This is a genomic window from Streptomyces sp. NBC_00647 (genome assembly GCF_045207245.1).
Taxonomy (GTDB): domain Bacteria; phylum Actinomycetota; class Actinomycetes; order Streptomycetales; family Streptomycetaceae; genus Streptomyces.
In genome coordinates, this window is the sequence record NZ_CP109040.1 from 1,072,129 (window position 1) to 1,098,741 (window position 26,613).

23 protein-coding genes and 6 pseudogenes are annotated in these 26,613 nt (G+C 71.6%); 16 read left to right on the forward strand and 13 right to left on the reverse strand.

The genetic code is table 11. From position 1 onward, the window contains the following. Positions 1-84 precede the first annotated feature (84 nt). Positions 85-936 (reverse strand): SMP-30/gluconolactonase/LRE family protein, encoded by an 852-nt coding sequence (locus OG788_RS04695; protein WP_406369226.1) that lies wholly within the window; start codon positions 934-936, stop codon positions 85-87. Between the two features lie 187 nt (positions 937-1,123). On the opposite strand from OG788_RS04695, the gene OG788_RS04700 reads away from it, so the two are divergent. Then, complete coding sequence (locus OG788_RS04700; RefSeq protein WP_406369227.1) at positions 1,124-3,403, forward strand: MMPL family transporter; 2,280 nt, start codon at positions 1,124-1,126, stop codon at positions 3,401-3,403. A gap of 179 nt (positions 3,404-3,582) precedes the next feature. Here OG788_RS04700 and OG788_RS04705 read toward each other — a convergent pair. Continuing rightward, a pseudogene (locus OG788_RS04705) lies at positions 3,583-4,190 on the reverse strand (ankyrin repeat domain-containing protein). A gap of 284 nt (positions 4,191-4,474) precedes the next feature. Beyond that, the gene (locus OG788_RS04710; protein WP_406369228.1) at positions 4,475-5,029 is read right to left on the reverse strand and encodes a heme-binding protein; all 555 of its coding nucleotides are present in this window, start codon (positions 5,027-5,029) and stop codon (positions 4,475-4,477) included. A gap of 350 nt (positions 5,030-5,379) precedes the next feature. Between OG788_RS04710 and OG788_RS04715 the strand changes: the two genes are divergently transcribed. The 3 genes from OG788_RS04715 to OG788_RS04725 all read left to right on the forward strand — a co-directional run bounded on the left by OG788_RS04715 (position 5,380) and on the right by OG788_RS04725 (position 7,868). After that, entirely contained in the window at positions 5,380-6,576 is a 1,197-nt protein-coding gene (locus OG788_RS04715) for a sensor histidine kinase (RefSeq protein ID WP_406376668.1), read from the forward strand. Continuing rightward, complete coding sequence (locus OG788_RS04720) at positions 6,573-7,232, forward strand: response regulator (protein WP_406369229.1); 660 nt, start codon at positions 6,573-6,575, stop codon at positions 7,230-7,232. Before OG788_RS04715 ends, OG788_RS04720 begins: the two co-directional genes overlap by 4 nt. Positions 7,233-7,310: 78 nt before the next feature. Then, complete coding sequence (locus OG788_RS04725; protein WP_406369230.1) at positions 7,311-7,868, forward strand: GNAT family N-acetyltransferase; 558 nt, start codon at positions 7,311-7,313, stop codon at positions 7,866-7,868. Here OG788_RS04725 and OG788_RS04730 read toward each other — a convergent pair. Next, entirely contained in the window at positions 7,826-8,062 is a 237-nt protein-coding gene (locus tag OG788_RS04730) for a DUF6296 family protein (RefSeq protein ID WP_385698941.1), read from the reverse strand. The two genes, OG788_RS04725 and OG788_RS04730, sit on opposite strands and share 43 nt — an antisense overlap. A 186-nt stretch (positions 8,063-8,248) precedes the next feature. Here OG788_RS04730 and OG788_RS04735 point away from each other — a divergent pair, with 186 nt between their 5' ends. Then, complete coding sequence (locus OG788_RS04735) at positions 8,249-10,981, forward strand: SpoIIE family protein phosphatase (RefSeq protein WP_406369231.1); 2,733 nt, start codon at positions 8,249-8,251, stop codon at positions 10,979-10,981. Positions 10,982-11,160: 179 nt separating this feature from the next. On the opposite strand, the gene OG788_RS04740 is transcribed toward OG788_RS04735, so the two are convergent. The 5 genes and pseudogenes from OG788_RS04740 to OG788_RS04760 all read right to left on the reverse strand — a co-directional run bounded on the left by OG788_RS04740 (position 11,161) and on the right by OG788_RS04760 (position 14,650). Beyond that, positions 11,161-12,792 (reverse strand): MFS transporter, encoded by a 1,632-nt coding sequence (locus tag OG788_RS04740; protein WP_406369232.1) that lies wholly within the window; start codon positions 12,790-12,792, stop codon positions 11,161-11,163. Positions 12,793-12,922: 130 nt separating this feature from the next. Then, positions 12,923-13,198 (reverse strand): annotated as a pseudogene (locus OG788_RS04745) (ABC transporter permease); the annotation flags it as partial. A 284-nt stretch (positions 13,199-13,482) separates the two neighbouring features. Further along, a pseudogene (locus tag OG788_RS04750) lies at positions 13,483-13,593 on the reverse strand (thioredoxin-disulfide reductase); the annotation flags it as partial. 129 nt (positions 13,594-13,722) lie between these two features. Further along, entirely contained in the window at positions 13,723-14,259 is a 537-nt protein-coding gene (locus OG788_RS04755) for a DinB family protein (RefSeq protein ID WP_406369233.1), read from the reverse strand. Between the two features lie 25 nt (positions 14,260-14,284). Further along, positions 14,285-14,650 carry an ArsR/SmtB family transcription factor gene (locus OG788_RS04760; RefSeq protein ID WP_406369234.1) on the reverse strand — a complete coding sequence of 122 codons (366 nt, stop codon included), beginning with the start codon at positions 14,648-14,650 and terminating at the stop codon, positions 14,285-14,287. 73 nt (positions 14,651-14,723) lie between these two features. Here OG788_RS04760 and OG788_RS04765 point away from each other — a divergent pair, with 73 nt between their 5' ends. From OG788_RS04765 to OG788_RS04780, 4 genes are read left to right on the forward strand one after another with little or no spacing between them, the layout of a single operon-like run. Continuing rightward, entirely contained in the window at positions 14,724-14,885 is a 162-nt protein-coding gene (locus OG788_RS04765) for a hypothetical protein (protein WP_406369235.1), read from the forward strand. Between the two features lie 32 nt (positions 14,886-14,917). Further along, on the forward strand, positions 14,918-16,282 hold the full coding sequence (locus tag OG788_RS04770; RefSeq protein WP_406369236.1) for an NAD(P)-binding domain-containing protein: 1,365 nt from the start codon (positions 14,918-14,920) through the stop codon (positions 16,280-16,282). Positions 16,283-16,317: 35 nt separating this feature from the next. Beyond that, entirely contained in the window at positions 16,318-16,779 is a 462-nt protein-coding gene (locus OG788_RS04775) for an ArsI/CadI family heavy metal resistance metalloenzyme (protein WP_406369237.1), read from the forward strand. Between the two features lie 6 nt (positions 16,780-16,785). After that, positions 16,786-18,021, forward strand: coding sequence for an MFS transporter (locus tag OG788_RS04780; protein WP_406369238.1), 1,236 nt, complete (start codon positions 16,786-16,788; stop codon positions 18,019-18,021). Between the two features lie 146 nt (positions 18,022-18,167). On the opposite strand, the pseudogene OG788_RS04785 reads toward OG788_RS04780, so the two are convergent. The 3 pseudogenes from OG788_RS04785 to OG788_RS04795 all read right to left on the reverse strand — a co-directional run. Beyond that, positions 18,168-18,352: pseudogene (locus tag OG788_RS04785) on the reverse strand (GntR family transcriptional regulator); the annotation flags it as partial. 1 nt (position 18,353) lies between these two features. Next, positions 18,354-18,693: pseudogene (locus OG788_RS04790) on the reverse strand (ATP-binding cassette domain-containing protein); the annotation flags it as partial. Between the two features lie 161 nt (positions 18,694-18,854). Continuing rightward, positions 18,855-19,082, reverse strand: a pseudogene (locus tag OG788_RS04795) (MarR family transcriptional regulator); the annotation flags it as partial. Positions 19,083-19,364: 282 nt separating this feature from the next. Between OG788_RS04795 and OG788_RS04800 the strand changes: the two are divergent. Further along, complete coding sequence (locus tag OG788_RS04800; protein ID WP_406369239.1) at positions 19,365-19,721, forward strand: STAS domain-containing protein; 357 nt, start codon at positions 19,365-19,367, stop codon at positions 19,719-19,721. 270 nt (positions 19,722-19,991) lie between these two features. On the opposite strand, the gene OG788_RS04805 is transcribed toward OG788_RS04800, so the two are convergent. Further along, on the reverse strand, positions 19,992-20,423 hold the full coding sequence (locus tag OG788_RS04805; protein ID WP_351552377.1) for a MarR family transcriptional regulator: 432 nt from the start codon (positions 20,421-20,423) through the stop codon (positions 19,992-19,994). Between the two features lie 197 nt (positions 20,424-20,620). Between OG788_RS04805 and OG788_RS04810 the strand changes: the two genes are divergently transcribed. The 6 genes from OG788_RS04810 (at position 20,621) to OG788_RS04835 (ending at position 26,565) form a co-directional block, all read left to right on the forward strand. Next, positions 20,621-21,793 (forward strand): PP2C family protein-serine/threonine phosphatase, encoded by a 1,173-nt coding sequence (locus OG788_RS04810; RefSeq protein ID WP_406369240.1) that lies wholly within the window; start codon positions 20,621-20,623, stop codon positions 21,791-21,793. Positions 21,794-21,979: 186 nt separating this feature from the next. Next, positions 21,980-22,879 (forward strand): STAS domain-containing protein, encoded by a 900-nt coding sequence (locus OG788_RS04815; RefSeq protein WP_406369241.1) that lies wholly within the window; start codon positions 21,980-21,982, stop codon positions 22,877-22,879. Then, on the forward strand, positions 22,876-23,295 hold the full coding sequence (locus OG788_RS04820; RefSeq protein WP_351552386.1) for an STAS domain-containing protein: 420 nt from the start codon (positions 22,876-22,878) through the stop codon (positions 23,293-23,295). The genes OG788_RS04815 and OG788_RS04820 overlap by 4 nt, the downstream gene beginning before the upstream one ends. A 47-nt stretch (positions 23,296-23,342) precedes the next feature. Next, entirely contained in the window at positions 23,343-23,738 is a 396-nt protein-coding gene (locus tag OG788_RS04825; RefSeq protein WP_351552497.1) for an anti-sigma regulatory factor, read from the forward strand. Beyond that, on the forward strand, positions 23,735-24,808 hold the full coding sequence (locus OG788_RS04830; protein ID WP_406369242.1) for a SpoIIE family protein phosphatase: 1,074 nt from the start codon (positions 23,735-23,737) through the stop codon (positions 24,806-24,808). Before OG788_RS04825 ends, OG788_RS04830 begins: the two co-directional genes overlap by 4 nt. Further along, positions 24,805-26,565, forward strand: a complete 1,761-nt coding sequence (locus OG788_RS04835) for a PP2C family protein-serine/threonine phosphatase (protein WP_406369243.1) — start codon at positions 24,805-24,807, stop codon at positions 26,563-26,565. Before OG788_RS04830 ends, OG788_RS04835 begins: the two co-directional genes overlap by 4 nt. Positions 26,566-26,613 lie beyond the last annotated feature (48 nt).

The following is a 26,613-nucleotide window of genomic DNA, read 5'->3' on the forward strand; positions in this document are numbered from 1 at the left end:
CCGGGCCGGTGTCCGGCGCCGCCCTCCAGAAGGCAGGAGCCCTCCGGAAGGGCAGGACTCCCGCGGTCGGCGCGTACGCCGCCGTCAGGGCCGGCCCGCTCCCGGCACCTCGACCCGGACGGCGAGCACCTGCCCGGAACCGGGCGTCACCATCCGGGGCTCCGTCATACCGCGCCAGTCCGCGGCCACGACGAACAGCGTCCTCCTGTCGTGGCCGCCGAGTACGCAGGCGAAGCCACCGCGGTCGAGATCGACCCGGTCCAGCACGGCGCCGCCCTCGGCGACGCGCACACAGCACCGGCCGGGGACGTCGGCGTACCAGACGGCGTTCCGCGCGTCGAGGCAGATGCCGTCCGGGGTTCCCTCTCCCAGGTCGGCCCAGACCCGGCGGGCCGACAGGGAGCCGTCCGGGCCGATGTCGAAGGCGACCAGGCTGTGCCGGTAGGAGTCGGCGACGATCAGCGTGGAGTCGTCGGGCGTCACGGCCATCCCGTTCGGAAACGCGATGTCGTCGGCCACCTGGCGCACCGAGCCGTCCGGGGTGACCAGCGAGACGGTGCCCGGCCTGGACGTCTCGCCCGCCACCGGGTCGAAGTCGACCCGGTTGACGTAGGCGTTTCCGCGGCCGTCGACCACGATGTCGTTCCAGCCCGGCCGGCCCAGGTCGGCGTACGCGTTCAGGGTGCCGTCGGATTCCCGGCGGAGCAGCAGGCCGTCCGGGGAGGAGACGATCAGCATGCGGCCGTCGGGGTGCCGGTCGGTGCACAGCGGCAGCGAGGCCACCCGGGCGACCACCTCGCTGTGACCGGCCACCGGATCGAGGGCGACGACCTCGCCAGCGGTCCAGTCGGAGAAGTACAGCCGGTCCCCGTGCCAGCGCGGCGACTCGACCAGCCCGTGCCCTCCGAGCAGCGTCCGTACCTCGTGCATCCTCATCACAGCCCTTGTTCCGCACCGGCACGACTCCGGTGTCCCACTGACTGAACGAACGGGCACCGGCCGGATCGACACATCCCGGACCACCGGAAGGCGAACAGGCCGGGGCGGATCTCGGCAGGCCGCGGTGATCGTCCCATCGTTTACTGACGGAGTCGGGGGTGTCGTCTTCCAGCAGGAGCAGCGCATGTCGGCGACGCAAGCCACTTCAGCCAAGGGGCGGAACAAGCCCGGGCGACTGCAGAGGCTGGGCGAATGGTGCGCCCGCCATTTCGTGATCGTCATCGTGGCCTGGCTCGTCGCGCTCGCCGCTCTGCAGGTACTGAACCGCTCGTTCGGCGGAGAGTACTCGGACAATTTCTCGCTCCCCGGAGTGCAGTCCACCGAGGGACTCGACGTCCTCAAGAAGCACGATCCGGCGGCCGGCGGCTACAGCGCCCAGGTGGTGCTGCGCGACACGCAGAAGCCCCTGACGTCGCTGAGTTCCCAGATGAGCCAGACCGTCGGCGATCTGCAGAAACTGCCGCACGTCCTGTCGGCGCAGAATCCGCTGCCGCCGCCGGGCTCCCAGCCGCCCTCGGGGCAGTCCCAGCAACAGAACGTCGGACCGCTGTCGAGCGACGGGAAGACCGGTTACATCACCGTCCGCTTCGACGAGCAGCCCTCGCTCCTCGGCGACAGCTATCTCGACGGCGTGGACAGCGCCGTACAGCCGCTGCGGTCGGCCGGCGTCGACGTCGAGTACGGCGGCACGCTGGGCGAACTGGCCAGGCCCGAAGCGGACGACCGGGTCAGCGAGGCCATCGGCTTCGCGGTGGCGATCGTCGTCCTGCTCGTCGGATTCGGCAGCGTCATCGCGGCGGGTCTGCCGCTGGTGACCGCCCTGCTCAGCGTGGTGGGCGGCCTGGCCTGCCTGGGACTCCTCGCCGCCGCGTTCACCTTCGCGACGGTGTCACCCACGCTCGCCACCATGATCGGACTGGGTGTCGGCATCGACTACGCCCTGTTCCTGATCACCCGTCACCGGCAGAACCTCATCAACGGCGCCGATCCGGTGCGGGCTGCGGGCCGGGCCACGACCACCAGCGGGCGGGCCGTCCTCGTCTCCGGCTGCACGGTGATCATCGCCCTGGCCGGGCTGTCCGTCTCCGGTGTCTCCTTCATCAGCAAACTCGGCCTCGCAGCGGCCGTGACGGTTGTCTCCGCGGTCATCGGCGCGCTGACCCTCGTACCCGCTCTGCTCGGACTCATCGGCAAGCGCATCGACCGCTACCACGTGCGCAAGCCGGTCGCGGAGACGGACGCCGACCCCGGGACGCCCGCGCACGGCACCTGGCACCGCTACGCACTGCGCGTGCAACGGCGACCCTGGTGGTTCCTGGCCGGCGGCCTGTTCACGGTGCTGGTGCTGGCCATCCCCGTGTTCTCGATCCAGCTCGGGCACATCGGCGACGGCGCGGATCCCAAGTCGTTCACGGACCGGCGGGCGTTCGACATCATGTCGGACTCCTTCGGGCCCGGCTCCAACGGTCCGCTGACCGTGGTCATCGACCAGACCGATGTGCCCTCCAGCCAGCGTTCCTCGCTGTCTTCACAGGCGCAGAAGACGCTCAACGGCGTGAAGGGGGCGGCCGTGGTCACGCCGCTGACGACCACCCAGGACGGCGACGTGCTGGTCGGCACCGTCTACTCCAAGGTGTCCCCGCAGAACCAGGACACCACGGACCTGACGAACCGTCTGGTCGACGACACGCTGCCGGAGGCCGTGTCCGGCACCAGCGCCAAGGGCTATGTCACCGGAACGACGGCCGCCCAGGTCGACTTCCGCAACATCGTCGCGAGCCGGCTGCCCCTCATCATCCTCGTGGTGGTCGCGCTCGCCTTCATCATCATCCTCATCGTCTTCCGCGGACTGCTCGTCGCGGTGAAGGCGGCGGTCCTCAACGTGCTGTCCATCGCGGCCTCGTACGGTGTGGTCGTCGCCGTCTTCCAGTGGGGCTGGGGCGGGCCGGCACTCGGGGTGTCGGGCAAGGTGCCCATCGAGAGCTACGTGCCGATGATGATGTTCGCGATCATCTTCGGGCTCAGCATGGACTACGAGATCTTCCTGCTGTCCCGGGTCCATGAGTTCTGGCTCGTGAGCGGGGACGCGAAGGCGAGTGTCGCGCACGCCCTGGAGATCACCGCCCGGGTGATCACCTGTGCGGCTCTGATCATGGTGAGCGTCTTCGCCGCGTTCATCGTGAGCGACAACATCGTGGTCAAGATGCTCGGGCTCGGGCTCGCGGTGAGCGTCCTGATCGACGCGACCGTGGTGCGGCTCCTGCTCGTTCCGGCGGTGATGACCCTGCTCGGGCCCCGTGCCTGGTGGACGCCGCGCTGGCTGGACCGGATCCTGCCGCACATCGACCCCGAGGGCGATCAGGCCGCCGCCGTTCCCGATCCCGTACCTCCGACCACAGGCTGACACCGGCCGGCCGGGCGCGCCGAACGCGCTCGGCCACGCACTCCCCCATGACTGTGACCGTGACCTGTCCGGACACGGCCGAGATCGAGGTGATGGCCGAACTGCCCCATGCGAGCGGGTGGTTCGAGGGTTCGAGGGGCATACGACGGCCGCCCGCCCGGCGTCCTCCCGCTTCCGCGTCAGGGACGCCCGTCGCCCCCTGCGCTCAGCAGGCCCACGATCTCGGTGAACCCGCGCGCCCGGCGTGCTCCAGGGCCGTCACGCCGTCGCCGTCCGGCAGCTCCGGCGAGGCGCCCGCCGCGAGGAGCAGTTCCACGATCTCCTGATGCGCCCGGCCCCCGTCGCCGAGGATCACGGCTTCCAGCAGAGCCGTCCAGCCGAGACGGTTGACGTGGTCGGCGTCGATGTCCGTCTCGTTCAGCAGGGCCCGGACGTAGGCGACAGGGCCGCGTTCGGACGCGGGGATGAGGGCGATGCCTCCGAAGCGGTTGCGCACCTTCAGGTCGGGCCGTGCCGGGAGCAGCGCGCGCATCATGGCGACGCTGCCCGTGACGCCCGTGACCAGCCAGGCGCTGTCCTCGCGGTCGTCCTGGGCGTTCGGGTCCGCGCCCGCCGCGACGAGCACCTCGGCGGCCCCGACGTGGTCGCCGAGCGAGGCGAGGAGCAGCGGAGTTCGGCGGTGACCGTCGCGCACCTCGCGGTCCGCGCCGGCGGCGAGCGCGGCACGCACGGCGTCGGCGTCGCCCGCACGGGCCGCGTCGAGCAGGGCAGAGTCGTGCGGGTTCATGGTGGCGTGCTCCTTGTCGTACACCTGGGGACGGGCCACGTGAGGGCTCGCGGACTGCTGCGTGCGGCACGGTGAGGCTTCCCGCGCCACAGGGATCATCATCCGTCCGGGGGCGCGGGTGCGGCGACGCCGGGCCGAGTGCGGGCTCACTCCAGGACCCGGGCGAGTCCGGGGCGCGGGTGCGGCGACGCCGGGCCGAGTGCGGGCTCGCCCCGCGGGCCCCGGGCGCGCGGCCCCCATCGTCGGCGGAACCGCGCGCCTGGGCCGCGCCCGCTATTGCAGGGTCAGTGCCCCAGCGCCGCGACGCCCGCCGCGGCGAACTTCTCGTCCAGGTCGCCGGACGGAGCTCCGGCGACACCGATCCCGGCCACGGGCGCGCCCTTCACGGCGACCGGCGTGCCGCCCGCGAGGAACAGGGTGCCGGGGATGTCCTTCAGGTTCGGCGCCTGTGCCAGACGCTGGGCGAGCTCCGACGTGGGCGCGTTCCAGGAGACGGCCGTGTACGCCTTGCGCTGCGCGGACTCGTACGACTGCGGGCCCGCGCCGTCGCCGCGCAGAGTGACGACGGTGTTGCCGTCGCGGTCGACCACGGCGACGGTGACCTTCTGGTTCTCCTTCTCCGCGGCGTCGAGCGCGGCCTGAGCGGCCTCGGCGGCGGCGTCGACCGAGAGACGGCTGGACGTGACGGTGTCACCACTCTTCACGTTCGCCACGGGAGCCGCACCGGCCGAGGAGGCCGAGGAGGCGTTCGCGGACACCGTGCCGAACGTACCGGCGGCGACGGCGGCGATCACGGCACCACCGGTGGCGACACGGGCACGGCGGGAGAGCTTCTTCATGCGGTCGACTCCAGGTCTGGGAGGGCGGTTCGCTTCTTCCGCTCCCCAGCCTGGTGCCGCGGAAGGCCCGTCACCGTCGGCGTTCCGGCTGCCCCCGAACTGCCGACCGGACCACGGAAGGGTCAACCGATCGGATGACCCCGGGGCCCCCAGGACGGGTCACCATGGGAGTGTTCGAGCAGGCCGGAGGGGTGGAGGAGGTGGACGGCATGGACACGAGCACGGCCCTGGCCCCCGGCGAGGAACCGGGCGCGGACCGGACCGCGGGCACCGGCGCGGGCGGGAGCGAGGGCGAGGACGCCCACAGGGACCCGCGGTACGACGCGGACGCCCGCCGGCTCGGCCTCGTCATGCACGTGGCGTTCTTCCTCCTGCTCGGCGGCGCCCTCGCCCGCTTTCTGCTGCGCCATCCCGGCGAGGCCCGCACGCCGTGGGTCATCGGCCTGTCCGTCGTCCTGGCACTTCTCTACGCAGTCCCCTCAGCGGGCGCCGTGCGCGTGCACCGGGAACCCTTCGGCCGGGAGGGTCGGCCCGGCGGTACCACCGGACGGCCGACCGTGCCGGGACTCGGGTGGCTGGCCGTCGTCGTCGCGGTGTGGGTGGTCCTCGTGCTGCTCGCCCCCAGTTTCGCCTGGTGCGCGGTACCGCTCTTCTACACGGGCTTGCGCATGCTGCCCGCCCGCGCTGCTCTCGTTCTCGTGGTGGTGCTGACGGTGTTCGTCGTCGCCGCGCAGCTCCGCCTCGCCGGCGGATTCGACCCGAACCTGCTGCTCGCCCCGCCTGCCGTCGCCGCGATCGCCGCCGCCGTCTTCCTCCAGATGGAACGGCAGTCCGTGCGTCAGCGCGCCCTCATCGACGACCTGATCCGCACCCGTCGCGAACTGGCCGCCTCCGAGCGCCGCGCGGGTACCCTGTCCGAACGGCAGCGCCTGTCCATGGAGATCCACGACACGCTCGCCCAGGGGCTGTCGAGCCAGCAGATGCTGCTCCAGGCCGCCGACCGGGTCTGGGAGTCCGACCCCGGCAAGGCACGCGTCCATGTGCGGACCGCCGAAGCCGTCACCGAGCACAACCTCGACGAGGCGCGCCGGTTCGTGCACGACCTGGCCCCGGCCGACCTGGCCCGCGGCGGCGGTCTCGACCAGGCGCTGCGCGCCCTGGCCGCGCGTGAGTCCGGTGAGCGGCTCGCGGTGCGCGTCCACGTCGACGACGACGGCGGCCGAACACCGCAGCTCCCGGAGCGGGTACGTTCCACCCTGCTGCGGATCGCCCAGGGAGCCCTGGCCAACGTGCGCGAGCACTCCGGTGCGCGGACGGCCACCCTCACGCTCACTCTTCTCGACGACCAGGTCGTCCTCGACGTCGCCGACGACGGCCGAGGCTTCGCCCCCGGGGAACTGCCCGTGTCCGCGCCCGCAGCCCGCGGGCACGGCGTGCCCGCGATGCGTGCGCGGGCGAGCCGGCTCGGCGGCACTCTGACCATCGAATCCGCGCCGGGAGAAGGCGCGGTCCTGTCCACCGCGATCCCCCTGGAGCCGCCCCGATGACCGGTGCGACCGACGCCGCCCGCCCCGTCCGCCCCGTCCGCATCCTGCTGTGCGACGACCACGCCGTCGTACGGGCGGGGCTGCGCGCCCTGCTCGACAGCGCCCCGGACATCGAGGTCGTCGGTGAGGCCGGCACGGGGGAGGAGGTGCTCGCCCTGAGCACGAAACTCACCCCCGACGTGGTGCTGATGGACCTCCAGCTCGGCGACGGCATCGACGGCGTCGAGACCACGCGCCGGCTGACCGCCGCTCCCGGCGAAGGCCCGCACGTGCTGGTCCTCACGACGTACGACACCGACGCCGACATCACCCGCGCCATCGAGGCCGGAGCGACGGGCTACCTGCTGAAGGCCGAGCGGCCGGAGGAACTGTTCGCCGCGATCCAGGCCGCCGCCCACGGCCGTACGGCACTCTCGGCCCCGGTCGCCGGCCGCGTGATGGCCAACCTGCGCAGCCCGCGGCCCACCCTGACCGGCCGCGAACGCGACATCCTGACCCAACTGGCCCAGGGCCTCGGGAACCGGGAGATCGCCAAGGCCCTCTTCATCAGCGAGGCGACCGTGAAGACCCACCTCGGCCGGATCTACGCCAAGCTCGGTGTCGACACGCGAGCGGGCGCGGTGTCCGTGGCGAAGGAACAACGCCTGCTTCCCTGACCGCGTGAGAGACGCCTGCTTCCGCGACCGCGTAAAAAAGGGGACACGCCGCCGGAACCGGCGTCCTAGCATGGCCGGATGCCCCGACTCGAAGCCCTCCGGCTCGGCCACGCACCCGCACTGCTCGCGTTCGAGCGGGAGAACCGCGCCTACTTCGCCGCGTCGATCTCCGACCGCGGCGATGCCTACTTCGCCGAGTTCGACGTCCGTCTTCGCGAGCTGCTGGCCGACCAGGCGGCGGGCCTGCTCCGCTTCCATGTCGTGGTGGACGACGCCGACGCGGTACTGGGTCGCGTCAACCTGGTCGACGTGGCGGAAGGCTCGGCGGAACTCGGCTACCGCGTCGCCGAGCGGGCCGCTGGGCGAGGGCTCGCCACAGCCGCCGTGCGGAAAGTCTGTGCCCTGGCCGCGACCACGTACGGCCTGCGCACCCTGCGGGCCGTGACCACCACCGACAACTCCGCTTCCCGGGCCGTCCTGGCGCACACGGGCTTCCTCGTCACCGGCGACATCGACCTGAACGGGCGTCCGGGCCTTCGGTTCGCACGCGACCTCTCGGCCGTCGGCGACGGTCCCGCCGGGGCGGGGCCCGGTCAGGGAATCGGTTCGACCGCGGGATTGATCGGCGACTGGTAGGCACCGCTGGCCAGCATGCGCACCTCCCCCGCCGGGCTGATCTCGGCGCGGAGAATGCCGGTGGGATCGCTGTACACCGGGTTGCCGCCCGGCCCTTTGGTACTCGTCCGTTCGACGACCACCTCGTCCGTCACCATGCTCGAATCCGGTCCGGGATGGGTGAAGGTCAGCCGGTAGCGGTCCACGGTCGTCATCAGGGCCTCCGCGCCGAAGCGACAAATGCGGGTGAAAGATACGTCTCCATGATGCGGCCGGACGCCCGCGACAGCACCGTCGGCCACGCCCCGCCGGCTCCCGCCCCGGTCCGCGACAGCGACGGCAACCGCTCACTATGCGTGACGCCCCTCGCCACCGGACGCCCGGCAGTGTAGACATAGCACATGGTCGGACTATTGGGTCGAACCCGGGCTCAGTCGACCCGCCGCCCCAGTACAGCGCGCCATCAGCGTGGGTCACACGAAGGCAAGCACAGGCAAGGCCCGTCCAACGGGCTCCGTTCCGCGCTCAGCGGGCGCAGTGTCGCCGGTCAGGTGTTCGTCCTGCAAGTGGTGATCGTGCTGCTCCTGGTCGTCGCAGCGGTGGTCGCACTGGTGCTCCAGGTACGGCACGACAGCACCCAGGAGGCCCGCAACCGCTCGCTCGCCGTCGCGGAGACCTTCGCCAACGCGCCCGGTACCCGCGCGGCCCTGAACGCCCCCCACCCCACGGCCCTGCTGCAGCCCAGCGCCGAAGCCGCCCGCAAGGCGTCGAACGTGGACTTCATCGTCGTGCTGAACACCGACGCGATCCGCTACACCCACCCCAAGCCGGACCGGATCGGGAAGAAGTTCGTCGGGACGACCGCGCCGGTCCTGGCCGGGCACGCCATCACGGAGCAGATCAACGGGACCATCGGGCAGCTCGTCCAGGCAACGGTTCCGATCAAGGCACCCGACGGCACCGTCGTCGGCATGGTCTCGGCCGGGATCACCACGGAGAACGTGGGCGGCGCCGCCGACCGCCAGCTGCCGCTCCTGCTGAGCGCCGCCGCTGTCGCGCTCGCGCTGGCGACCGCGAGCACCGCGCTGGTGAGCAGACGTCTGCTGCGCCAGACCCACGGCCTCGGCCCGCACGAGATGACCCGGATGTACGAACACCACGACGCCGTGCTGCACTCCGTCCGGGAGGGAGTGATCATCGTCGGCGCGGAGGGGGAACTGCTCCTCGCCAACGACGAGGCGAACCGCCTGCTCGACCTGTCCGCGGACGCCGAGGGACGGCACGTCCGGGAACTGGGCCTCGATCCGGACACCTCCGAACTGCTCGGCTCCGGGCGCGTCGCCACGGACGAGGTGCATCTGGTCGGGGACCGGCTCCTGGCCATCAACCAGCGGCCCACGGACCTCCAGGGCGGCCCGGCCGGCAGCGTCGCCACACTCCGTGACTCCACCGAACTGCGGGCGCTCTCCGGCCGCGCCGAGATCGCCCGCGAGCGGCTCAAACTCCTCTACGACGCCGGAGTGGGCATCGGTACGAGCCTGGACGTCACGCGGACGGCCGAGGAACTGGCGGAGGTGGCCGTCCCCCGGTTCGCCGACTTCGTCACCGTGGACCTGGCCGACGCCGTACTGAACGGACAGGAGCCGGACGCGGGCTCCGGCCTGCGCCGCACCGCCTCCGTCGGTATCCGCAAGGACGCACCGCTCTATCCGGTCGGCGAGCACATCGGGTTCATCCCCTCCACGCCCCAGGCCCACAGCCTCCGCACGGGCGAAGCGGTCGTCGAACCCGATCTCGGCGGCGCCCCGGGCTGGCTGGCCCAGGACCTCGAGCGCACCACGCAGGTCGTCGACTACGGAATCCACTCCCTGATCACGGTCCCCCTGCGCGTCGGGCCCCTGATCATGGGCGTGGTCAACTTCTGGCGCTCCGAGAAGCCCGATCCCTTCGACGTGGACGATCTGGCTCTCGCCGAGGAACTCGTCGCCCGCGCGGCGGTCTCCATCGACAACGCCCGGCGCTATACACGCGAGCACACGATGGCCGTGACACTGCAGCGCAGCCTGCTGCCGCGCAACCTGCCCGAGCAGAGTGCCCTCGACCTCGCCTACCGCTACCTGCCGGCACAGGCGGGGGTCGGCGGCGACTGGTTCGACGTGCTGCCGCTGCCCGGCGCCCGGGTCGCGGTCGTCGTGGGCGACGTCGTCGGTCACGGACTGCTGGCCGCCGCGACGATGGGGCGGCTGCGTACCGCGGTCCACAACTTCTCCGCGCTCGATCTGCCGCCCGACGAACTGCTCGGGCTCCTGGACGAGCTGGTCGGCCGTATCGACCAGGACGAGCTGCCGGAGGACAGCAGAGCCGCCGTCACGGGCGCCACCTGCCTGTACGCCGTCTACGACCCGACGACCCGGCGCTGCACCGTCGCCCGGGCCGGGCACCCGCCACCGGCCGTGATCCATCCGGACGGCAGCGTCGAGTTCCCCGACGTGCCGGCCGGGCCACCGCTCGGCCTGGGCGGTCTGCCGTTCGAGACGGCCGAACTGGATCTTGCGGAGGGCAGTCGGCTCGTGCTGTACACGGACGGGCTGGTCGAGGACCGGGAGCGGGACATCGACGTAGGGCTCGAACTCCTGCGCACCGCGCTGGCCGGAGCGGACCGGTCGCCGGAGGACACCTGCCGGGCCGTCCTCGACGCCCTCCTGCCGGCCCGGCCGAACGACGACATCGCCCTGATCGTGGCCCGTACCCACGCTCTTGGTGCCGACCGGATCGCCACGTGGGAGGTGCCGTCCGAACCGGCCGCCGTCGGCGAGGTGCGCGCCTCCGTCAGCCGGAGGCTGGCGCAGTGGGGGCTGGACGAGATGACGTTCACCACGGAGCTGATCCTCAGTGAGCTGGTGACCAACGCGATCCGCTACGGCAATGGGCCCATCGGGGTCCGCGTGCTGCTGGACCGCGCGCTGATCTGCGAGGTCTTCGACGCCAGCAGCACCTCACCGCATCTGCGGTACGCGGCGACGACGGACGAGGGCGGGCGCGGCCTGTTCCTGGTCTCACAGCTCGCCGAGCGCTGGGGCACCCGCTACACGCCCGAGGGCAAGGTCATCTGGGCGGAACAGCCGCTGCCCTGAGCCAGGCGCGCAGCGCGGCGGCACAGGGCACACGGGACACACGGCACACACGGCACACACGGCAGGTTCATCGGCCGGCAGCGGCCCGGAAGCGACTCGGGCGGCCCAGGGCCGGTCGCGGTCCCGGTCCCAAGGGGCGGGGCTTTCGACCAGGCGGAGGTTGGCCTGGACGGGCGGGCTCAACCGCTCAACCGGGGGGGTGGCGGACCCTCTCGGGAGTCCGACTCCCCCACCGGTGCCGCACGCGCGGACTCGTCGGCCGCGTCGCCGGATCCGTCCGCCGGTGTGAGGGAAGCGGCGCCTCCCTGGAGCCGCTCCAGGTCGGAGGGGCGCACCTGGATGACGATCAGGGCGACCAGCGCGGCGAAGACGGCGAAGATCGCGGCGGCGACGAACGCTCCCGAGATGCCGGAGGTCAGCACCTGTTGGCTCCAGGGCGCCGGCAGCTGTCCCGTCCTGCGGAACTGCAGCTGCTGCGCCGGCGTCGCCGTCGACAGGAACTTCGCGACCTGGTCCGTGGCCTCGTTGCGGCTCGCTGTGCCGAAGACGGTGACCAGCACGGAGAGGCCGAGGGAACCGCCGACCTGCTGGGTGGCGTTGAGGATTCCGGAGGCGGCGCCCGTCTCCTTGGGCTGGACCCCCGACACGGCCATCAGCGTCAGCGACACGAACTGCAGGCCCATGCCGAAGCCGAAGACGAGGGTGGGTCCGAGGATGCTGCCGAGGTACGTGCTGTCGACGTCGGTCAGCGTCAGCCAGCCGAGGCCCAGGGCGCACAGGACCGCGCCCACGGCCATGAAGGGTTTCGGCCCCCACCTGGGCAGCAGGTTGGAGGCGACTCCCGCGCCGACCGCGATGATCGCGCTGATCGGCAGGAAGGCGATACCGGCCTTGAGCGGGCTGAAGCCCAGGATGTTCTGCACGAACAGGGTCAGGAAGAAGAACATCCCGAAGATCGCGGCGGAAAGGCTGAGCATCATGGCGTAGACGCCCGAGCGATTGCGGTCGCGGAACATCCACAGCGGTGTGATGGGCTGTCTCGACCGGCGTTCGACGGCGATGAAGGCGATCAGGAACACCAGTGCCGCCCCGAAGGCCGCGAGGGTGACGGGGTTGCTCCAGCCCTTCTCCGAGGCCCGGATGAAGCCGTAGACGAGCAGCACCATGCCCAGCGTGGAGGTGAGGGCGCCCAGGAAGTCGAAGTGGCCCGGGTGGCGCTTGGACTCCTTGATGTAGCGGGGGGTGGCGAGCACGATCAGCAGGCCGATGGGGATGTTCACGAAGAACACCCAGCGCCAGTCGAGCCACTCGACGAGGATGCCGCCGGCCAGGAGCCCGATGGCGCTGCCGCCCGCGGAGACGGCCGCGAACACGCCGAACGCCCTGTTGCGCTCCGGCCCTTCACGGAAGGTGGTGGTGATCAGCGCCAGCGCGGTGGGCGACGCGATGGCCCCGCCGACGCCCTGCAGCGAGCGAGCAGCGAGCAACTGCCAGGATTCCTGGGAGAGTCCGCCGAGCAGCGACGCGAGGGCGAAGAGCACCACACCGAACATGAAGACCCGGCGTCTGCCGAGGATGTCTCCGGAACGTCCGCCGAGCAGCAGCAGACCACCGAAGGTCAGCGTATAGGCGTTGATCACCCAGGAGAGGTTCTCGGTCGAGAAGCCGAGCGAGGTCTGGATGTGCGGCAGCGCGATGTTCACGATGGTGATGTCGAGGACCACCATCAGCTGACACGAGGCGATGACGAGGAGCGCGATACCACTGCCTCGTCCCCGCTGCGGGGATTCGGCAGACTCGGCGGATGACATGTGATCGGCCGTCATAGGGATGGCCCTGCATCTCGGGTCGGCGGTGAACATGGATGTTCACTCCATCGACGTTAAGCCTGACCGCCCGGCCTCACCAATCGATCAACGACTCGGGCCCGGAAACACCGTCTCACCTGGCCAGTCGGCCCAGCAGTGACGAGGCCGACAGGATGCCGAAGGCCGCGGCCACGATCAGGACGCCGTAGTCGAGAGCCAGGTGCGCGGGCGTGCCGAGCAGCAGGCCGCGCAGGGCGTCGACTTGGTAGCTCAGCGGGTTGACCCTGCTGACGGCCTGGAGCCGGCCGGGCATGACGGCCACCGGATAGAGGGCGTTGGAACCGAAGAACAGCGGCATGGTGATGGCCTGGGTCAATGCCGGTCCACAAGGTAATCGCTGTCGGCTGACGCCCGACTGCCAGAACAGCCGCGCGTCTCAAGCAAACACCAGCCTGTGTCCAGGGGGGACCTTCAACGCGATCTGGAACTGCCACCCGGCGCCAGCGCGTGGGCAGACCGCGACTCCCTCGAAGTTGGCCAACAATCAGAGGTCGCTCCCGCGCGGCCATCCGTTGTCGGAACTCCGCATGGCCGCGCGGATCACCCCTGCACTCGGAGGAGATCAAAGGGTCGCCGCGACTGGCTCGCCCTCCGCTGAGGTGTCGCTCAGGGCGGCGAGGTACCGCTCGGCGTGATCTCCGCGATCTCGCTGTCGAAGGCGAAGGAGATCTTGTCGTAGGAGAACGCGCGGTTCTGCATCACCTGGGAGGCACGCAGGGCGGAGCGCCGGTGGACGACGCCTGGTGCGCGTTCACTGCGTCCATTTCACGCAGAGGCTGCAGGCCGCCAGGCTTCACGTGCCCTCGACGGGGGCCGCACTGACCGTCCCGCCGCTGAAGGGGACGCGCCGACGCTGGTTCCCGCGTTCGCCCGTCAGCGGCGGCAGGTCAGTGTGAGCTGCCGGCGGTGGAAGTCGAAGTGCTGGGTCGGGTAGCGGTAGAGGTCCGTGATGGTCATGACGTCGCGGAAGTAGGGGTCCCACCGGGTGGGGTAGTGCATGCTCAGCGCGAGGTCGGATTCCCGTTCGGCGTCGAGGCGACGGTGCAGGTCGGCAATGACATGATCGAATGCCTTTCCCATCCGGCGGCGCCCGAGGACCTTCGCGCCGCCCAGGGGGCCCAGGTAGTTGACGACGTCGAAGGGCCTGGTACCAGAGTTCAGCAGTCGGGCGAAGATTCGGCCGGCTCCGCGCGGCAGCCGCCCGAAGGTCCGTAGCAGGACCAGGAGAGGCCGGATCAGGATGTAGCCGAAGAGCATGTGGAACAGCAACTGCTCGTTCGTCCAGCGGGTGCCGTCGGTGGGCCGGCGCAGGTCGCTCTCGGTGGCATGGTCGAGGAGCTGATGGAACAGCGTACGGGCGCGCTCCATCTCTTCGTGGACCGTCTTGCGGTCCAGTGCGGACTCGCTCACCGAACCCACCTCCGCTCGAGCGTGTTCAGGACATGGTGCCGAGCATCTGCCCCATCGCGGCGACCACGGACGGCTCGACCCGGTAGTAGACCCAGGTTCCGCGCCGCTCGGAGGTGAGCAGGCCGGAGTCTTTGAGCTTTTTCAGGTGGTGGGAGACGGTCGGCTGGGAGACGCCGACGTCGGAGATGTCGCACACGCACGCCTCACCGCCCGCGTACGAGGCGACCTTGGAGAACAGGCGTAGCCGCACGGGGTCGGACAGCGCTTTGAACATCGCGGCCATCTTCTCCGCGTCGGCCCGCGACAGTTCCCCGGCGGTGATCGGAGGGCAGCACGGCACCGCCGCCCCGGTGTCCAGGACAGGCAGCTCGACAACCTCTGATTTCGACATGCGTCTATGTTGACAGTTGTCGATGCAGGTGACAAGCTCCAGACATCGACAGACATCGAAACAAGGAGTCGTCATGACCACTCGGATCCGCACCGCCTTCGCCGCCGCACGGGCCCGTCGCACGGATCGACACCTCGCCGGCATCAGCTTCTGCGACGGCTGCGCACAGGTCTGCGACGCGTCCTGCCAGGCCTCCAAGCGGCGCACGCAGTCCTTGCTCTCCTTCGCCCGCTGAATTCGTCCCCACCACTCAGGAGATCGACCACCATGAGCGAGCAGCAGCTCCCCGTCGTCGTCATCGGAGCCGGCCCCGCCGGCCTGGCCGCGGCCGCCCACCTTGTCGACCGCGGCATCGAGCCCCTGGTCCTGGAAGCCGGATCAGCCGCTGGAACGGCAGTGCGCGAATGGGCGCACGTCCGGCTGTTCTCCACTTGGGGCGAGGTCACCGACCCGGCCGCCGAGAAGCTGCTCGCCCCGACGGGATGGGTGAAGCCGGACGCCGCCACCTACCCCTCGGGCGGGGACTGGGCCGAGCAGTACCTCCAGCCGCTCGCCGGCGTCCTTGGCGAGCGGGTGCGCTTCGGCGCCACCGTCACCGGCGTCTCCCGTGCGGGCCGAGACCGGATCGTGGACGCCGACCGAGAGGACCAGCCGTTCGTCGTCCACGTCGCCCACGCGGACGGCCGTGAAGAGCGGCTGTTCGCCCGCGCGGTGATCGACGCCTCCGGCACCTGGACCACTCCGAGTCCGGCCGGCGGCAGCGGCCTTCCGGCCCTCGGCGAGAAGGCCGCGTCCGACCGGATCACCTACCGCGTGCCCAACCTCAAGGACCCGGTCGTGCGGGCCCGTTACGCGGGCAGGCGCACCGCGGTCATCGGCTCCGGCGCCTCCGCCTTCACGGCCCTCGCCTACCTCGCCGACCTCGCCAAGTCCGACGACGGCACCGGCACCAAGGGCGTCTGGATCCTGCGCCGGGGCATCTCCGGCTCCACCTTCGGCGGCGGCGAAGCCGACCAGCTCCCCGCCCGCGGTGCTCTTGGCCTCGCGGCCAAGGCCGCCGTCGACGAGGGCCACGCCGACGCGGTCACCGGCTTCCGCACCGACGCCATCGAGCGCGACACCGACGGCCGCCTGGTCCTCGTCGGCGAGGACGGCCGCCGTCTCGACCCGGTCGACGAGGTCATCGTCCTCACCGGCTTCCGCCCCGACCTGTCCTTCCTGTCCGAGCTCCGACTCGGCCTCGACGAACGCCTCCAGGCCCCCGTCGAGCTGGCCCCGCTCATCGACCCCAACCAGCACTCCTGCGGAACCGTCTACCCGCACGGCGTCAACGAGCTGTCCCACCCGGAGAGGAACGTCTACCTGGTCGGCATGAAGTCCTACGGCCGCGCCCCCACCTTCCTGGCGATGACCGGCTACGAGCAGGTCCGCTCGATCGCCGCCGCGATCGCGGGCGACCAAGAGGCCGCCGAGCGGGTCGAGCTGACCCTGCCGGAAACCGGGGTCTGCGGCGGCGCCGGCCTGTTCGACGACCCCACCGCCGCCCAGGACGGCGACGGCGGAGGCTGCTGCGCGGCCCCGACCACTCTCCAGATCGGCATCGGCGCTCCGGCCCCTTCCGGCGGCTGCTGACCACCACCCCACCCATCACCAGCAGGAGGCTCGCCATGTCCCGTGTCCAGCTCGCCCTCCGCGTCCCCGACCTCGCCGCGTCCATCGCCTTCTACACCAACCTGTTCGGCACCGAGCCCGCCAAACTCCGCGACGGCTACGCCAACTTCGCCATCGCCGAGCCCCCGCTCAAACTCGTCCTCGTCGAAGGAGCCGCCGGAGAGGACACCCGCATGGACCACCTCGGCGTCGAGGTCGACACGACCGAGGCAGTGCACGCGGCCACCACCCGGCTGACCGAGGCCGGGATGGCCACCCTCGAGGAGAACGACACCACCTGCTGCTACGCCCTCCAGGACAAGGTCTGGGTCCACGGCCCGGGACAGGAACCCTGGGAGGTCTACGTCGTGAAGGCCGACGCGGGCACCCTGGCCAAGCAGCAGGGCAGCACCTGCTGCACCGGACCGAGCGAGGACGCCCCGGACGGGCCGACGACCTCAGCGGCAAGCTGCTGCTGACCGTTGATGACCAACCTTCAGACCAGCGAGGCCGCGACCGGAACCGGGGACCGGTCGCGGCCTCGCGCCGCTTTGCCTGCCCTGTGCGTCACGCAGATCACCAGCTGGGGCATCGTCTACTACGCGTTCCCCGTTCTCCTCCCGCACTTGACAGCGGACACCGGCTGGTCGAGGGGTGCCACGACCGCGGCGTTCTCCGCAGCCCTGCTTACTTCGGCCGTTGCGGGTATACCGGTCGGTCGCATCCTCGACCGGCGAGGACCTCGCACCGTCATGACCACCGGCTCGCTGCTCGCAGCAGCGTCCCTGCTGATCATCGCCGTGGCCCCCAACTTCTACGTCTTCGCGGCGGCCTGGCTCATGGCCGGTGCAGCCATGGCGGCGACGTTCTACCAGCCCGCCTTCGCCGCTCTCACACGCTGGTGGGGCCCCGACCGCATCCGCGCCCTGACCATCGTCACCCTCGCCGGCGGCCTGGCCAGCACCGTATTCGCCCCGATCACAGCCCTACTTGCCGACCATCTCGGCTGGCGCACCACCTACGCGGTGCTCGCGCTTGTCCTCGCAGCTGTCACCATTCCGGCTCACGCCCTGGCTCTGAGAGCCCCTTGGCCGCCCGCGCCCCCGACGACGACGGCCCCCAGCCGTACGCCGATCGCTGGCAGCCGCCCCTTCCTGCTGCTCGCACTGGCCTTCACCTGTTCCGGCTTCGCCATGTACGCGGTTGTCTTCGGCATGGTTCCCCTGATGATCGAGCGTGGCGCAGGTCCGGCAACGGCCACCTGGGCACTGGGACTCGGCGGAGCCGGTCAGACCTTGGGCCGTACCCTCTATGCCACCCTCAGCCGCACAACAAGCGTCACCGCCCGCACGGCGACCCTGATCGCAGCGGGCGGAGCCACCACGGCGGCTCTGGCCCTCGTGCACGGCCCCATCCCTCTGCTGATCCTGCTGGCTGTTCTCGCCGGAGTCGTACGCGGCAATCTCACGCTGCTCCAGGCCACCGCCATCAGCGACCGCTGGGGAACATCGCATTACGGGCGACTCTCCGGGCTTCTCAGCGCCCCGGTCACAGTAGCGGCGGCCCTCGCTCCCTGGGCCGGCGCAGCGCTGGCCGGCTCTCTGGGCGGCTACGACGGGCTGTTCCTCGCCGTTGCCGCGCTCTCTGTTGCAGCCGTTGTGCTGGCACTTGCCTCGGGCTGGGGAACGATCCCTGAGGCACACCCTCGTCTCGATCGTTGACGGCTCGGTACGGTCTTGGTCGTGACTCGCGCACGCGGGCTGGTCACCCTTCGGCGTGCGCCGGCTGATCGCGCGCGACTCGGGGAACCGGAGGAAGTCAAGAGGAATTCGACCGCTAGCCATCGACCCTCAGCCGCGGGCACGCCGGCGGGCTCCTTGCCGGCGGTGATCCGGTAGGCGACTTCGGCGCGGTCCGCACCGAGGCGCAGCTCTTCGAGGATCAATGGGCGGTCGTAGGTCCGGTGCGTGACGCGCGCCAGGTGCAGGATCGGGGTCGCGTCCGAGAGTTGCAGGGCGTTCGCTCGTCCGGGAGCGGCATGCGCGCGCGGACCGCCGACCCGGGCCGCACGCTCGCGACGGGACACGTCGAAGACGCGGGCCGAACAGGGCCACGTTCTCCCGGCCCGTGAGGCCGGAGTCGGCGGACAGTTGCTGCGGCACATGGCCCAACAGGCGCCGTACGGCCATGCGTTCACGGGTGGCGTCGTGACGGAAGACGCGGACCTTCCCGGCCGGGACCGGCAGCAGGGTGGTGACGCAGCGGATCGCCGTCGTCTTGCCCGCGCCATTGGGCCCGAGCAGTCCGAACGCCTCGCCGTCCGCGACGGCCAGGTCGAGCCCGTCGACGGCGGTGGTCTCGCCGAAGGCGTAGACGAGTCAGGCACAGGACAGGGCGTCCGGGACGGCACTCGCCGCCGAAGCCGCCGAAGCCGCCGGGGCGGACCGCCCGGTCGGGCCGGCGGCCGTCGCCCCGTCGCGGTCCCCCGGCGTCCCTCCCCCGGCGGCCGGGCTCCCCCGTCGTACCGGGTCCGTCCGATCGCTCTCGTGCCGTGTCATGTCTCCTCGGCCTCCTCGTGCAGGTTCGCCGCCAGCCTGCGCAGGGCCAACAGGGCGGCCTCCAGTGCGGCACGGTCGGCCTCGTCGAGACGTGCGACGTGGTCGCCCACGAGCACCGCGCGCCGTCGCCGCCAGTCGCGCAGCCGGGTGTCGGCCGCGGGTGTGGACAGCAGACGTGCGGCGCGTCGGTCGGCCGGATCCGTCTCCCGGATCAGATAGAGGTCGCAAGCAGTGCGCCGGAGCGCGCATGCCCCCCGGGGGAGCCCGTTCCGTCCGCCGGACAACGGGCTGCCGCGAGCCGGGCCGCGGGGAGAGGCGCACGGAGGCGGTGCATCCGGACCCGCCCCCGCAGGCGAAGCCCAGGGTGTGTACGTCGCCGAAGCGCAAGGTGTGCACGTCGATTCGGCGGGTAACCGTTGACCTGCTCGCCGGCGTTCCCCAGCGCCGGATGGAACCCGACGGGTCAGTGCCCCTTGGAGGTAACCGTGCCGGCCGAACCAGCTCCTGTGTCCATCGACGTGACCCTGTACGACAAGGGCATCGCCCTGGTCACCGTCGCGGGGGAACTGGACGTCGAGACGGCCCCCGAACTGCGCAACCGGCTGGCCGACCAGATACGCGGCGGCCATCGGCACCTGCTGCTCGACCTGTCCGCCGTCCCCTTCATGGACTCCTCCGGCATCAACGCCCTCCTCAAGGCGCACGACGAGACCGGACGCGCGGGAGGCAGCGTGTGTCTCGTGTCCCCGGCGCCGGTCGTGCGGCGCGTCCTGGATCTCACGGGCGTCAGCCTCACGATCACGTCGCTGGACGGCGTCGAGGCCGCACTCGCCCACATCGGCGAGGGAACCGCCCGGCACTAGACCGACGGGACCGTCCGAAACCTCCCGAACCCGGTAGCCCTGCCGGCACGCCGGAGCCGTCGGACCTGCACAGAAGGACGTGACGGCAAGACCGCACGAGCGACAGTTGTCATTTGACAACTATAAATGGAAGCAACAAAGTGATCGCCCTCGGACAGGGAAAGGACCTGAGATGGCGCAGCAGGTGAGACGGGCGTGCCGCGCCCGGCGACCGCGCGACGCGGGCACGGGCCGACCGGCTCCGGCCCCGGACGCGGGCGGCCGCGCCGGTCAGGCCGAGCGGGCGTCCACCGTGTCGCCCTCGTGGAGCTGCGCCGCCGCGGCCGCGCAGAAGGCCGCCAGCCCTTCCACCAGTGCCGTCCGCCGGTCGGCCGGCATCTGCGCGAGGACCGCTTCCACGGCGCGCTCGCGCCGTGCGCGCAGCTCCGTGAGGAAGGTCCGGCCCCGGGGGCTCAGGAACAGCCGCAGCTCCCGGCGGCTGGTGGCACTCGGCGTCCGCTCGATGTATCCGACGGCCTGCAGCCGGTCGCAGAGCCTGCTGGTCGAGGGCGGCGTGGAGCCGAGCGCGTCGGCCAGCGTCCTCAGGTTGATGCCCTCGTCGTGTTCCAGGATGAACAGCACCCGCAGCTGGGAGGCTGAGACAGGAGCCGTCGAGGCGCGCCCCCAGAGGATTTCGAGCAGCTCGGCCGCCTCGGCGGTCACGCGAGCCACCTCACCGGGGTGCGGACGCGGGCCGGAGGAAGTCACCGTCTCACTCTCCCAGTCTTCTCGGGCACTGTCAGCCTGTCGGGGCAACGACAGGGACAAAACAATAGATACCGGCACCCACGCGTGATGGACCGGCTCCCCGGAGCGTGGACCCGGCATCGTACTAGTCGAAGAATGGCGTATCCGACATCGTGAACAGATTCGTGGCCGCGGAGCGGGCTTTGCGTACCGCGGCACCCCACCAGTTGCTGGACGCGGTCCGTGCCGTGCTGTGCGATCGCTACGCGGCCGAGTCCGTCGAACTCTTCATGGCCGACTACGGGCTCACCGTGCTCCAGCCCGTCTCGGTGCTGCCGCACACCCTGGACCCCATCCCGGTGCACAGCAGCCCCGAGGGCCGGGCCTTCGGGGCGCAGGAGCCCTTCGTCGAGGAAGCCACGGGCGAGAGCGTACGAGCACACCTCCCGGTGACGGTGCGGGGCGACCGGCTCGGCGTCCTGTCCGTCACCCTGCCCTCCGGGGCGCGCGACGAGGAGACGCTCACCGAGCTCGCCGACATCGCCGAGATCCTCGGCCACGAGGTTCTCGTGGCCGAGCGCGACACCGACCTGTATCTCCAGGCGCGCCGCAAGGACCGGCTGACCCTCGCCGCGGAGATGCAGTGGCAGCTGCTGCCCGGCCGCTCCTGCTCCCGGCGCGAGTACGAGCTCGGCGCCCAGCTGGAGCCCGCCTACGCGATCTTCGGCGACAACTTCGACTGGTCGGCCAGCGCCGACCGGCTGCTGCTCTATGTCACCAACGGCATGAGCGAGGGCATCGAGGCGTCGCTGCTGACCAACCTCGGCATCAACGCCCTGCGCAACGCCCGCCGGGCCGGCATCTCCCTCCAGGACCAGGCGGCGCTCGCCGACCAGGCGATCTACGCCCACTACCGCGGCCGCTCCCATCTGTCCGTGCTCATGGTGGACATCGAACTGTCCACCGGGCGGATGCGAGTGATCGACGCGGGGTCGCCCCAGATGCTGCGGCTGCGCGGCCGGACCGTCGAACGCGTCGACTTCGAGGCCCAGTTGCCCCTCGGCATGTTCGAGGAGACCGACTACGTCGTGCAGGAGTTCCAGGTGGAGCCCGGCGACCGGCTGCTGTTCGTCAGTGACGGCGTCTACGCCGTCGCCGGGCCCGGCGGGGAGACGTACGGGGAGAAGGCCCTGGCCATGGCGATCACCTCCACCCAATTGCTGCCCGCGACGGAGGTGCCCCGCGCCGTCCTGAGAGAGCTCACCGGTCACCGGGGCAGGCTCAAGCCGGAGGACGACGCCCTCGTCGTCTGTCTCGACTGGCACGGGCCGCCGACAGCGGAGTAGCGCGACCGCCGGCCTCGGGAGGCGGGCACACCCCGGCCGGCCGGGCCGGTACCGGGCCGCGACCCCCGCGACGAGAGCGGGTGTCGTACGCGTCCGGGCCATGACTACAGTTGTCGTACGACAAGAGATCGCGCCGGACGGCGGATCCCTGATGTCGGCACGGCGCACGACCAAGGAGAAGAACACGTGGCGGACCACCAGGCAGCGGTACAGCAGGAGTCATCGGCCCAGGAGGTCGGTGACTTCCTGCGTCGGCGCCGCGAGCAGATCGCCCAGCGCTGGGCCGACGAGGCGCTGTTCCGCACCGTCTTCACCGTCTCCCGGGACGAGGCCGTGGAGGCGGGCCGGGCCGTCGTGGAGGCGCTCGCCGCGGTCGCGGCCACGGGCCGGGTCGAGGACCTCGGTGCCGCCGGATTCGCCACGGTGCGCGATCAGCTGGGGCGCATGGCGGCCTCCCGCGCGCGCACCGGTGCCACCTCGTCCCAGATCGCCGACGAGGTGGCGGCCCTGCGCCCGGCGGCCTCCGAGCTGCTGAGCGCCGATCTCGCCGACGGCTCGCGCGAGAACGCCGAGGCGTGCGCGGTCACGCTCACCGCGCTGCTGGGAACGCTGCGGCTCGTCGTGCTGGAGACGGCGCTCAGCGCCGGACAGGAACTCATCGACCGCCAGCGCCTCCAGCTGCTGGAAGTGGCCACGCCCGTGATCAAGCTGTGGACCGGTGTGGTCGCCGTCCCCCTGATCGGCACCCTCGACAGCGCTCGCAGCCAGGTGGTGATGGAGAGCCTGCTCGACGCCGTCGTCGCCCAGCAGGCCCGGTTCGCCATCCTGGACATCACCGGGGTGCCCACCGTCGACTCCCTGGTGGCCCAGCACCTGATGAAGACCGTGGCCGCCGCGCGCCTGATGGGAGCGGAGTGCATTGTCTCGGGCATCCGGCCCGCCATCGCGCAGACCATCGTCCATCTCGGCATCGACCTCGGCACAGTGGTCACGCGGGCCAGCCTCGCCGACGCCCTCGCGTACGCCCTGCACCGGCAGGGCATCACCGTCGTCGACCAGGACCGCACCGGCCCGAGCGCGCGGTGAGCGCCCCCGTCGCCGACTCCTCGGGCACCCAGGTGCCCGTGCTCAAGCTCGGCACCATCCTCCTGGTCACGCTGCAGGGCGACCTGTACGACGAAGCCGCCGAACAGTTGCAGCGCAACATCGGCGAGGCCATCGCGGCGAGTTCCGTCACCGGTGTGGTCATCGACATCTCCGGGGTGGAGATCGTCGACTCCTTCCTGGGACGCGTGTTCGCCGAGGTCGCGGCGCACGCGAAGCTGCTCGCCGCGCAGACGGTGGTCGCGGGCATGCGCCCCGCCGTCGCCATCACCCTGGTCGAACTGGGCCTCACCCTGCCCGGGTTGCGCACCGCGCTCAATGCCGAGGAGGCCATGCGTCTGCTCTCCCCCGCGGCGACGCCCCTTCACCACAGCCCAGCACGGCAGGAGAGCCCGTGACGGACACTTCCGGCCGTGTCACCGCCTGCCTGCCGATCCGCAGCGACATGGATCTCGCGTGGGTGCGCCAGCACGTGCGCCAGGCTGCCGCCCAGCTCGGTTTCGGACTCGTGGATCAGACCAAGCTGGTCACCGCGGCCAGTGAACTCGCGCGCAACACCCTGGTGCACGGCGGAGGAGGCCGGCTCGAATCCACCGTCCTGGAGACGGGGGCCGCACGGGGCCTGCGCCTGACCTTCTCCGACCAGGGCCCCGGCATCCCCGACATCGAGCGGGCGCTCGGCGACGGCTACACCTCCGGCGGCGGTCTGGGCCTCGGGCTGGGCGGAGCCCGGCGCCTGGTGCACGAGTTCTCCATCGACAGCCGCCCCGGCGAGGGCACCGCGGTGACCGTGATCTGCTGGACCGCCGCGCTCCAGCGCCCCCGCGAGGAGAGCCGATGACGCGCGTCTGGGACGTACCCGTCCACGACTCCACCCGCGTCCGGGACGTCCGGGTGGCGGCCGAGGAGGCCGCCGACCACACCGGGCTCGGCCGCGACCGCCGGGCCGTCGCCGCGCTCGTCGCAACGGAGCTGGCCACCAATCTGCTCAAGCACGGGGGCGGCGGACAGGTACTGATCGACACCGTGGACGCCGACCTCGCGGAGCCCGGCACCGGACGCGGCCCGGCTCTCCAGATAGCCGCGATCGACCACGGCCCCGGCATCGCCGACCTCACGACCGCGCTGCGCGACGGGTTCTCGACGACGGCCTCGCTCGGCGCGGGGCTCGGCACCTGCCGCCGTGTCGCCGACCACTTCGAGGTGCACACCGTGCCGGGCCGGGGCACCGTCGCCCTGGCCCGGGTCCACGCGGCCCGCAGGGACCGGCCCGGACACCGACTCCCCGACACCAGCGCACCGGTGCGGGCGGGAGGCATCAACATCCCCCTCGCGGCCGCCGCGTACTCGGGCGACGCCTGGGCCTGTGTCCGTTCCGGCGACCGGATCACGCTGCTGCTGGCCGACGGCCTCGGCCACGGCCCGGCCGCCGCGAAGGCGTCCGGAGCGGCCGTGGACCAACTGCACCGCTGCGCGCATCTGCCGCCGGCCGAACTGCTCGGAGTGCTGCACACGGCGCTGCGCGACACCCGGGGAGCCGCTGTCGCGGTGGCCCGGCTCGACCTCGCGACCCGGCACCTCGACTTCGCCGGAATCGGCAACATCGGAGCCCGGCTGCGTTCCGGCGACACCTGGCGTCCGCTGCTGTCCCACCCCGGGATAGTCGGCGCCCACCGTCCGGCGCGGCTGCCGCAGTGCCGGCTGCCCTGGACCGCGGACAGCCTGCTCGTGCTCCACAGCGACGGCCTGCCCAGCCGCTGGGCTCCCCCGCCCGTCGAACCCCTGACCTCCTGGGACCCCGCGGTCACCGCCTCCGTGATCGTGCGGGATTCCAGCAGTGCCGCCCGCCCGGTGCGGGACGACACCACCGTGGCCGTGCTGACCCCCACCCCGCAGGATCACCGATCATGACCCATACCTGGCAGATCAGCACGGTCGACGACGCCGCCCGTGCCCGGATCGCCGCCGCCCGGATCGCCGCGGCGCACGGCGTCTCCACGGTCGAACGCACCCGCCTGGTCACCGCGCTGAGCGCGCAGCTGCGGCAGTGCCTCGTCAAGGGAGGCAGCTGGCTGCTGACCCTGCGGACGGCCGCGCCCCCGAAGGCGCAGTGCCCGGGCCGGCTCACGGTCACCCTCGACGCGGAGGCGAACGGGGAGGGGACCCGGCCGAGTTGGCGGGTGAGCGTCGGCGTCCCGGAACCGGAGCACGACGAGGGTGGTCGCGTGGCCCGGGTGCCGCGCGACCGCGCGGCCTTCGCCGACGCGCTGCTCAGCGCCGACGAGGACACCTCCCGTGTCCTCGACAGACTCACCGAACAGGAGCAGCTGGTCGCCTTCCACCGGGAGGAACTGCACCAGACCAACCAGGGTGTGCTGGCGCTGCACGCCGAACTCGACGCGGCCGGCCGGGTCCAGCGCGAGCTGTTCGACGCCGAACGCACAGCGCGTACCGAGGCGGAGAGCGCCCGGCGCAGACTGACCTTCCTCGCCGATGCCAGCGCGGCCCTCACCGCCTCGCTCAACCACGAGGAGATCCTGAGCCGTCTGCCGGGACTCCTGGTGCCGGACTACGCCCGGAGCGTCGACATCTGGCTCTTCGCCGACGACGACAGATCCCGCGAGCGCACCCCCCGCCCGGCGGCCGCCGTCGTCGCCGCCCGCACCGGCCGCCCGCAGTACGCGGCCGACCACACGGGCGGTCTGCCCGGCGTCGACGACCAGCCGCCCTCCGCGCTCCACCCGGACCAGCCCCTGCTGTGCATCCCGTTGCCGACCCGGCACACGCCCCTGGGGGTGGTGACGCTGACGCCGCCGCGGGACCGGTGGGACGCGGACGACGCCGTGATGCTCGTCGAACTCGCCCGCAGGGCCGGCATCGCGATCGACCACGCCCAGCGCTTCGAGCACAACCGCGACATCGCCGAGACCCTGCAGCGCGCCCTCCTCACGGACCTCCCCGCGACCCCCGGGCTCAGCCTGGCCGCCCGCTACCTCCCCGCCACCCACGGTCTGAACATCGGCGGGGACTGGTACGACGCGTTCCGCCAGCCCGACGGAGGTCTGGTCGCCGTCATGGGTGACGTCACCGGCCACGGACTGCACGCGGCCGTGATGATGAGCCAACTGCGCACCGCCCTGCGGGCGTACGCCGTCGACGGCGGCACACCGGGCCGGCTCCTCACACGCCTGCACGTGTTCCTCCACCATCTCCAGCCCGACCTGTACGCCACCGCGGTCATCGCCCGCTTCCACCCCGACGAGACCACCGTCACCTGGGCCGCCGCCGGACACCCGCCACCGGTGCTGCGGACTCCCGACGGCGATGTGCGCGTCCTGGACGCCAAACCCGGTGCCATGCTGGGCATCCCGTTGCACCAGGAGATCGGCGACCACACCGCGCAGCTTCCGCCGGGATCCACGCTCGCGCTGTACACGGACGGCCTGGTGGAACGGCGGGCCCAGGGCATCGACCCGGGCATCCGACGGCTGGCCGAGGCGCTGTCCGCGGAGAACGCGGCCGATCTGGACCATGATCTGGAAGGCGCCGCCGACCGGATCCTGGATCCGATGCTCCGCGATTCGCAGCGGGACGACGACGTCTGTCTGCTGCTCTGCCACATCGGCGACGCGGGAAAGCCCCGTATCCCCGAGCAGACCTCCCCCTGACACCCCGCCGGGCCGCGCGTCGCCACGCGCTCGTGCGTCCCGGTCCGC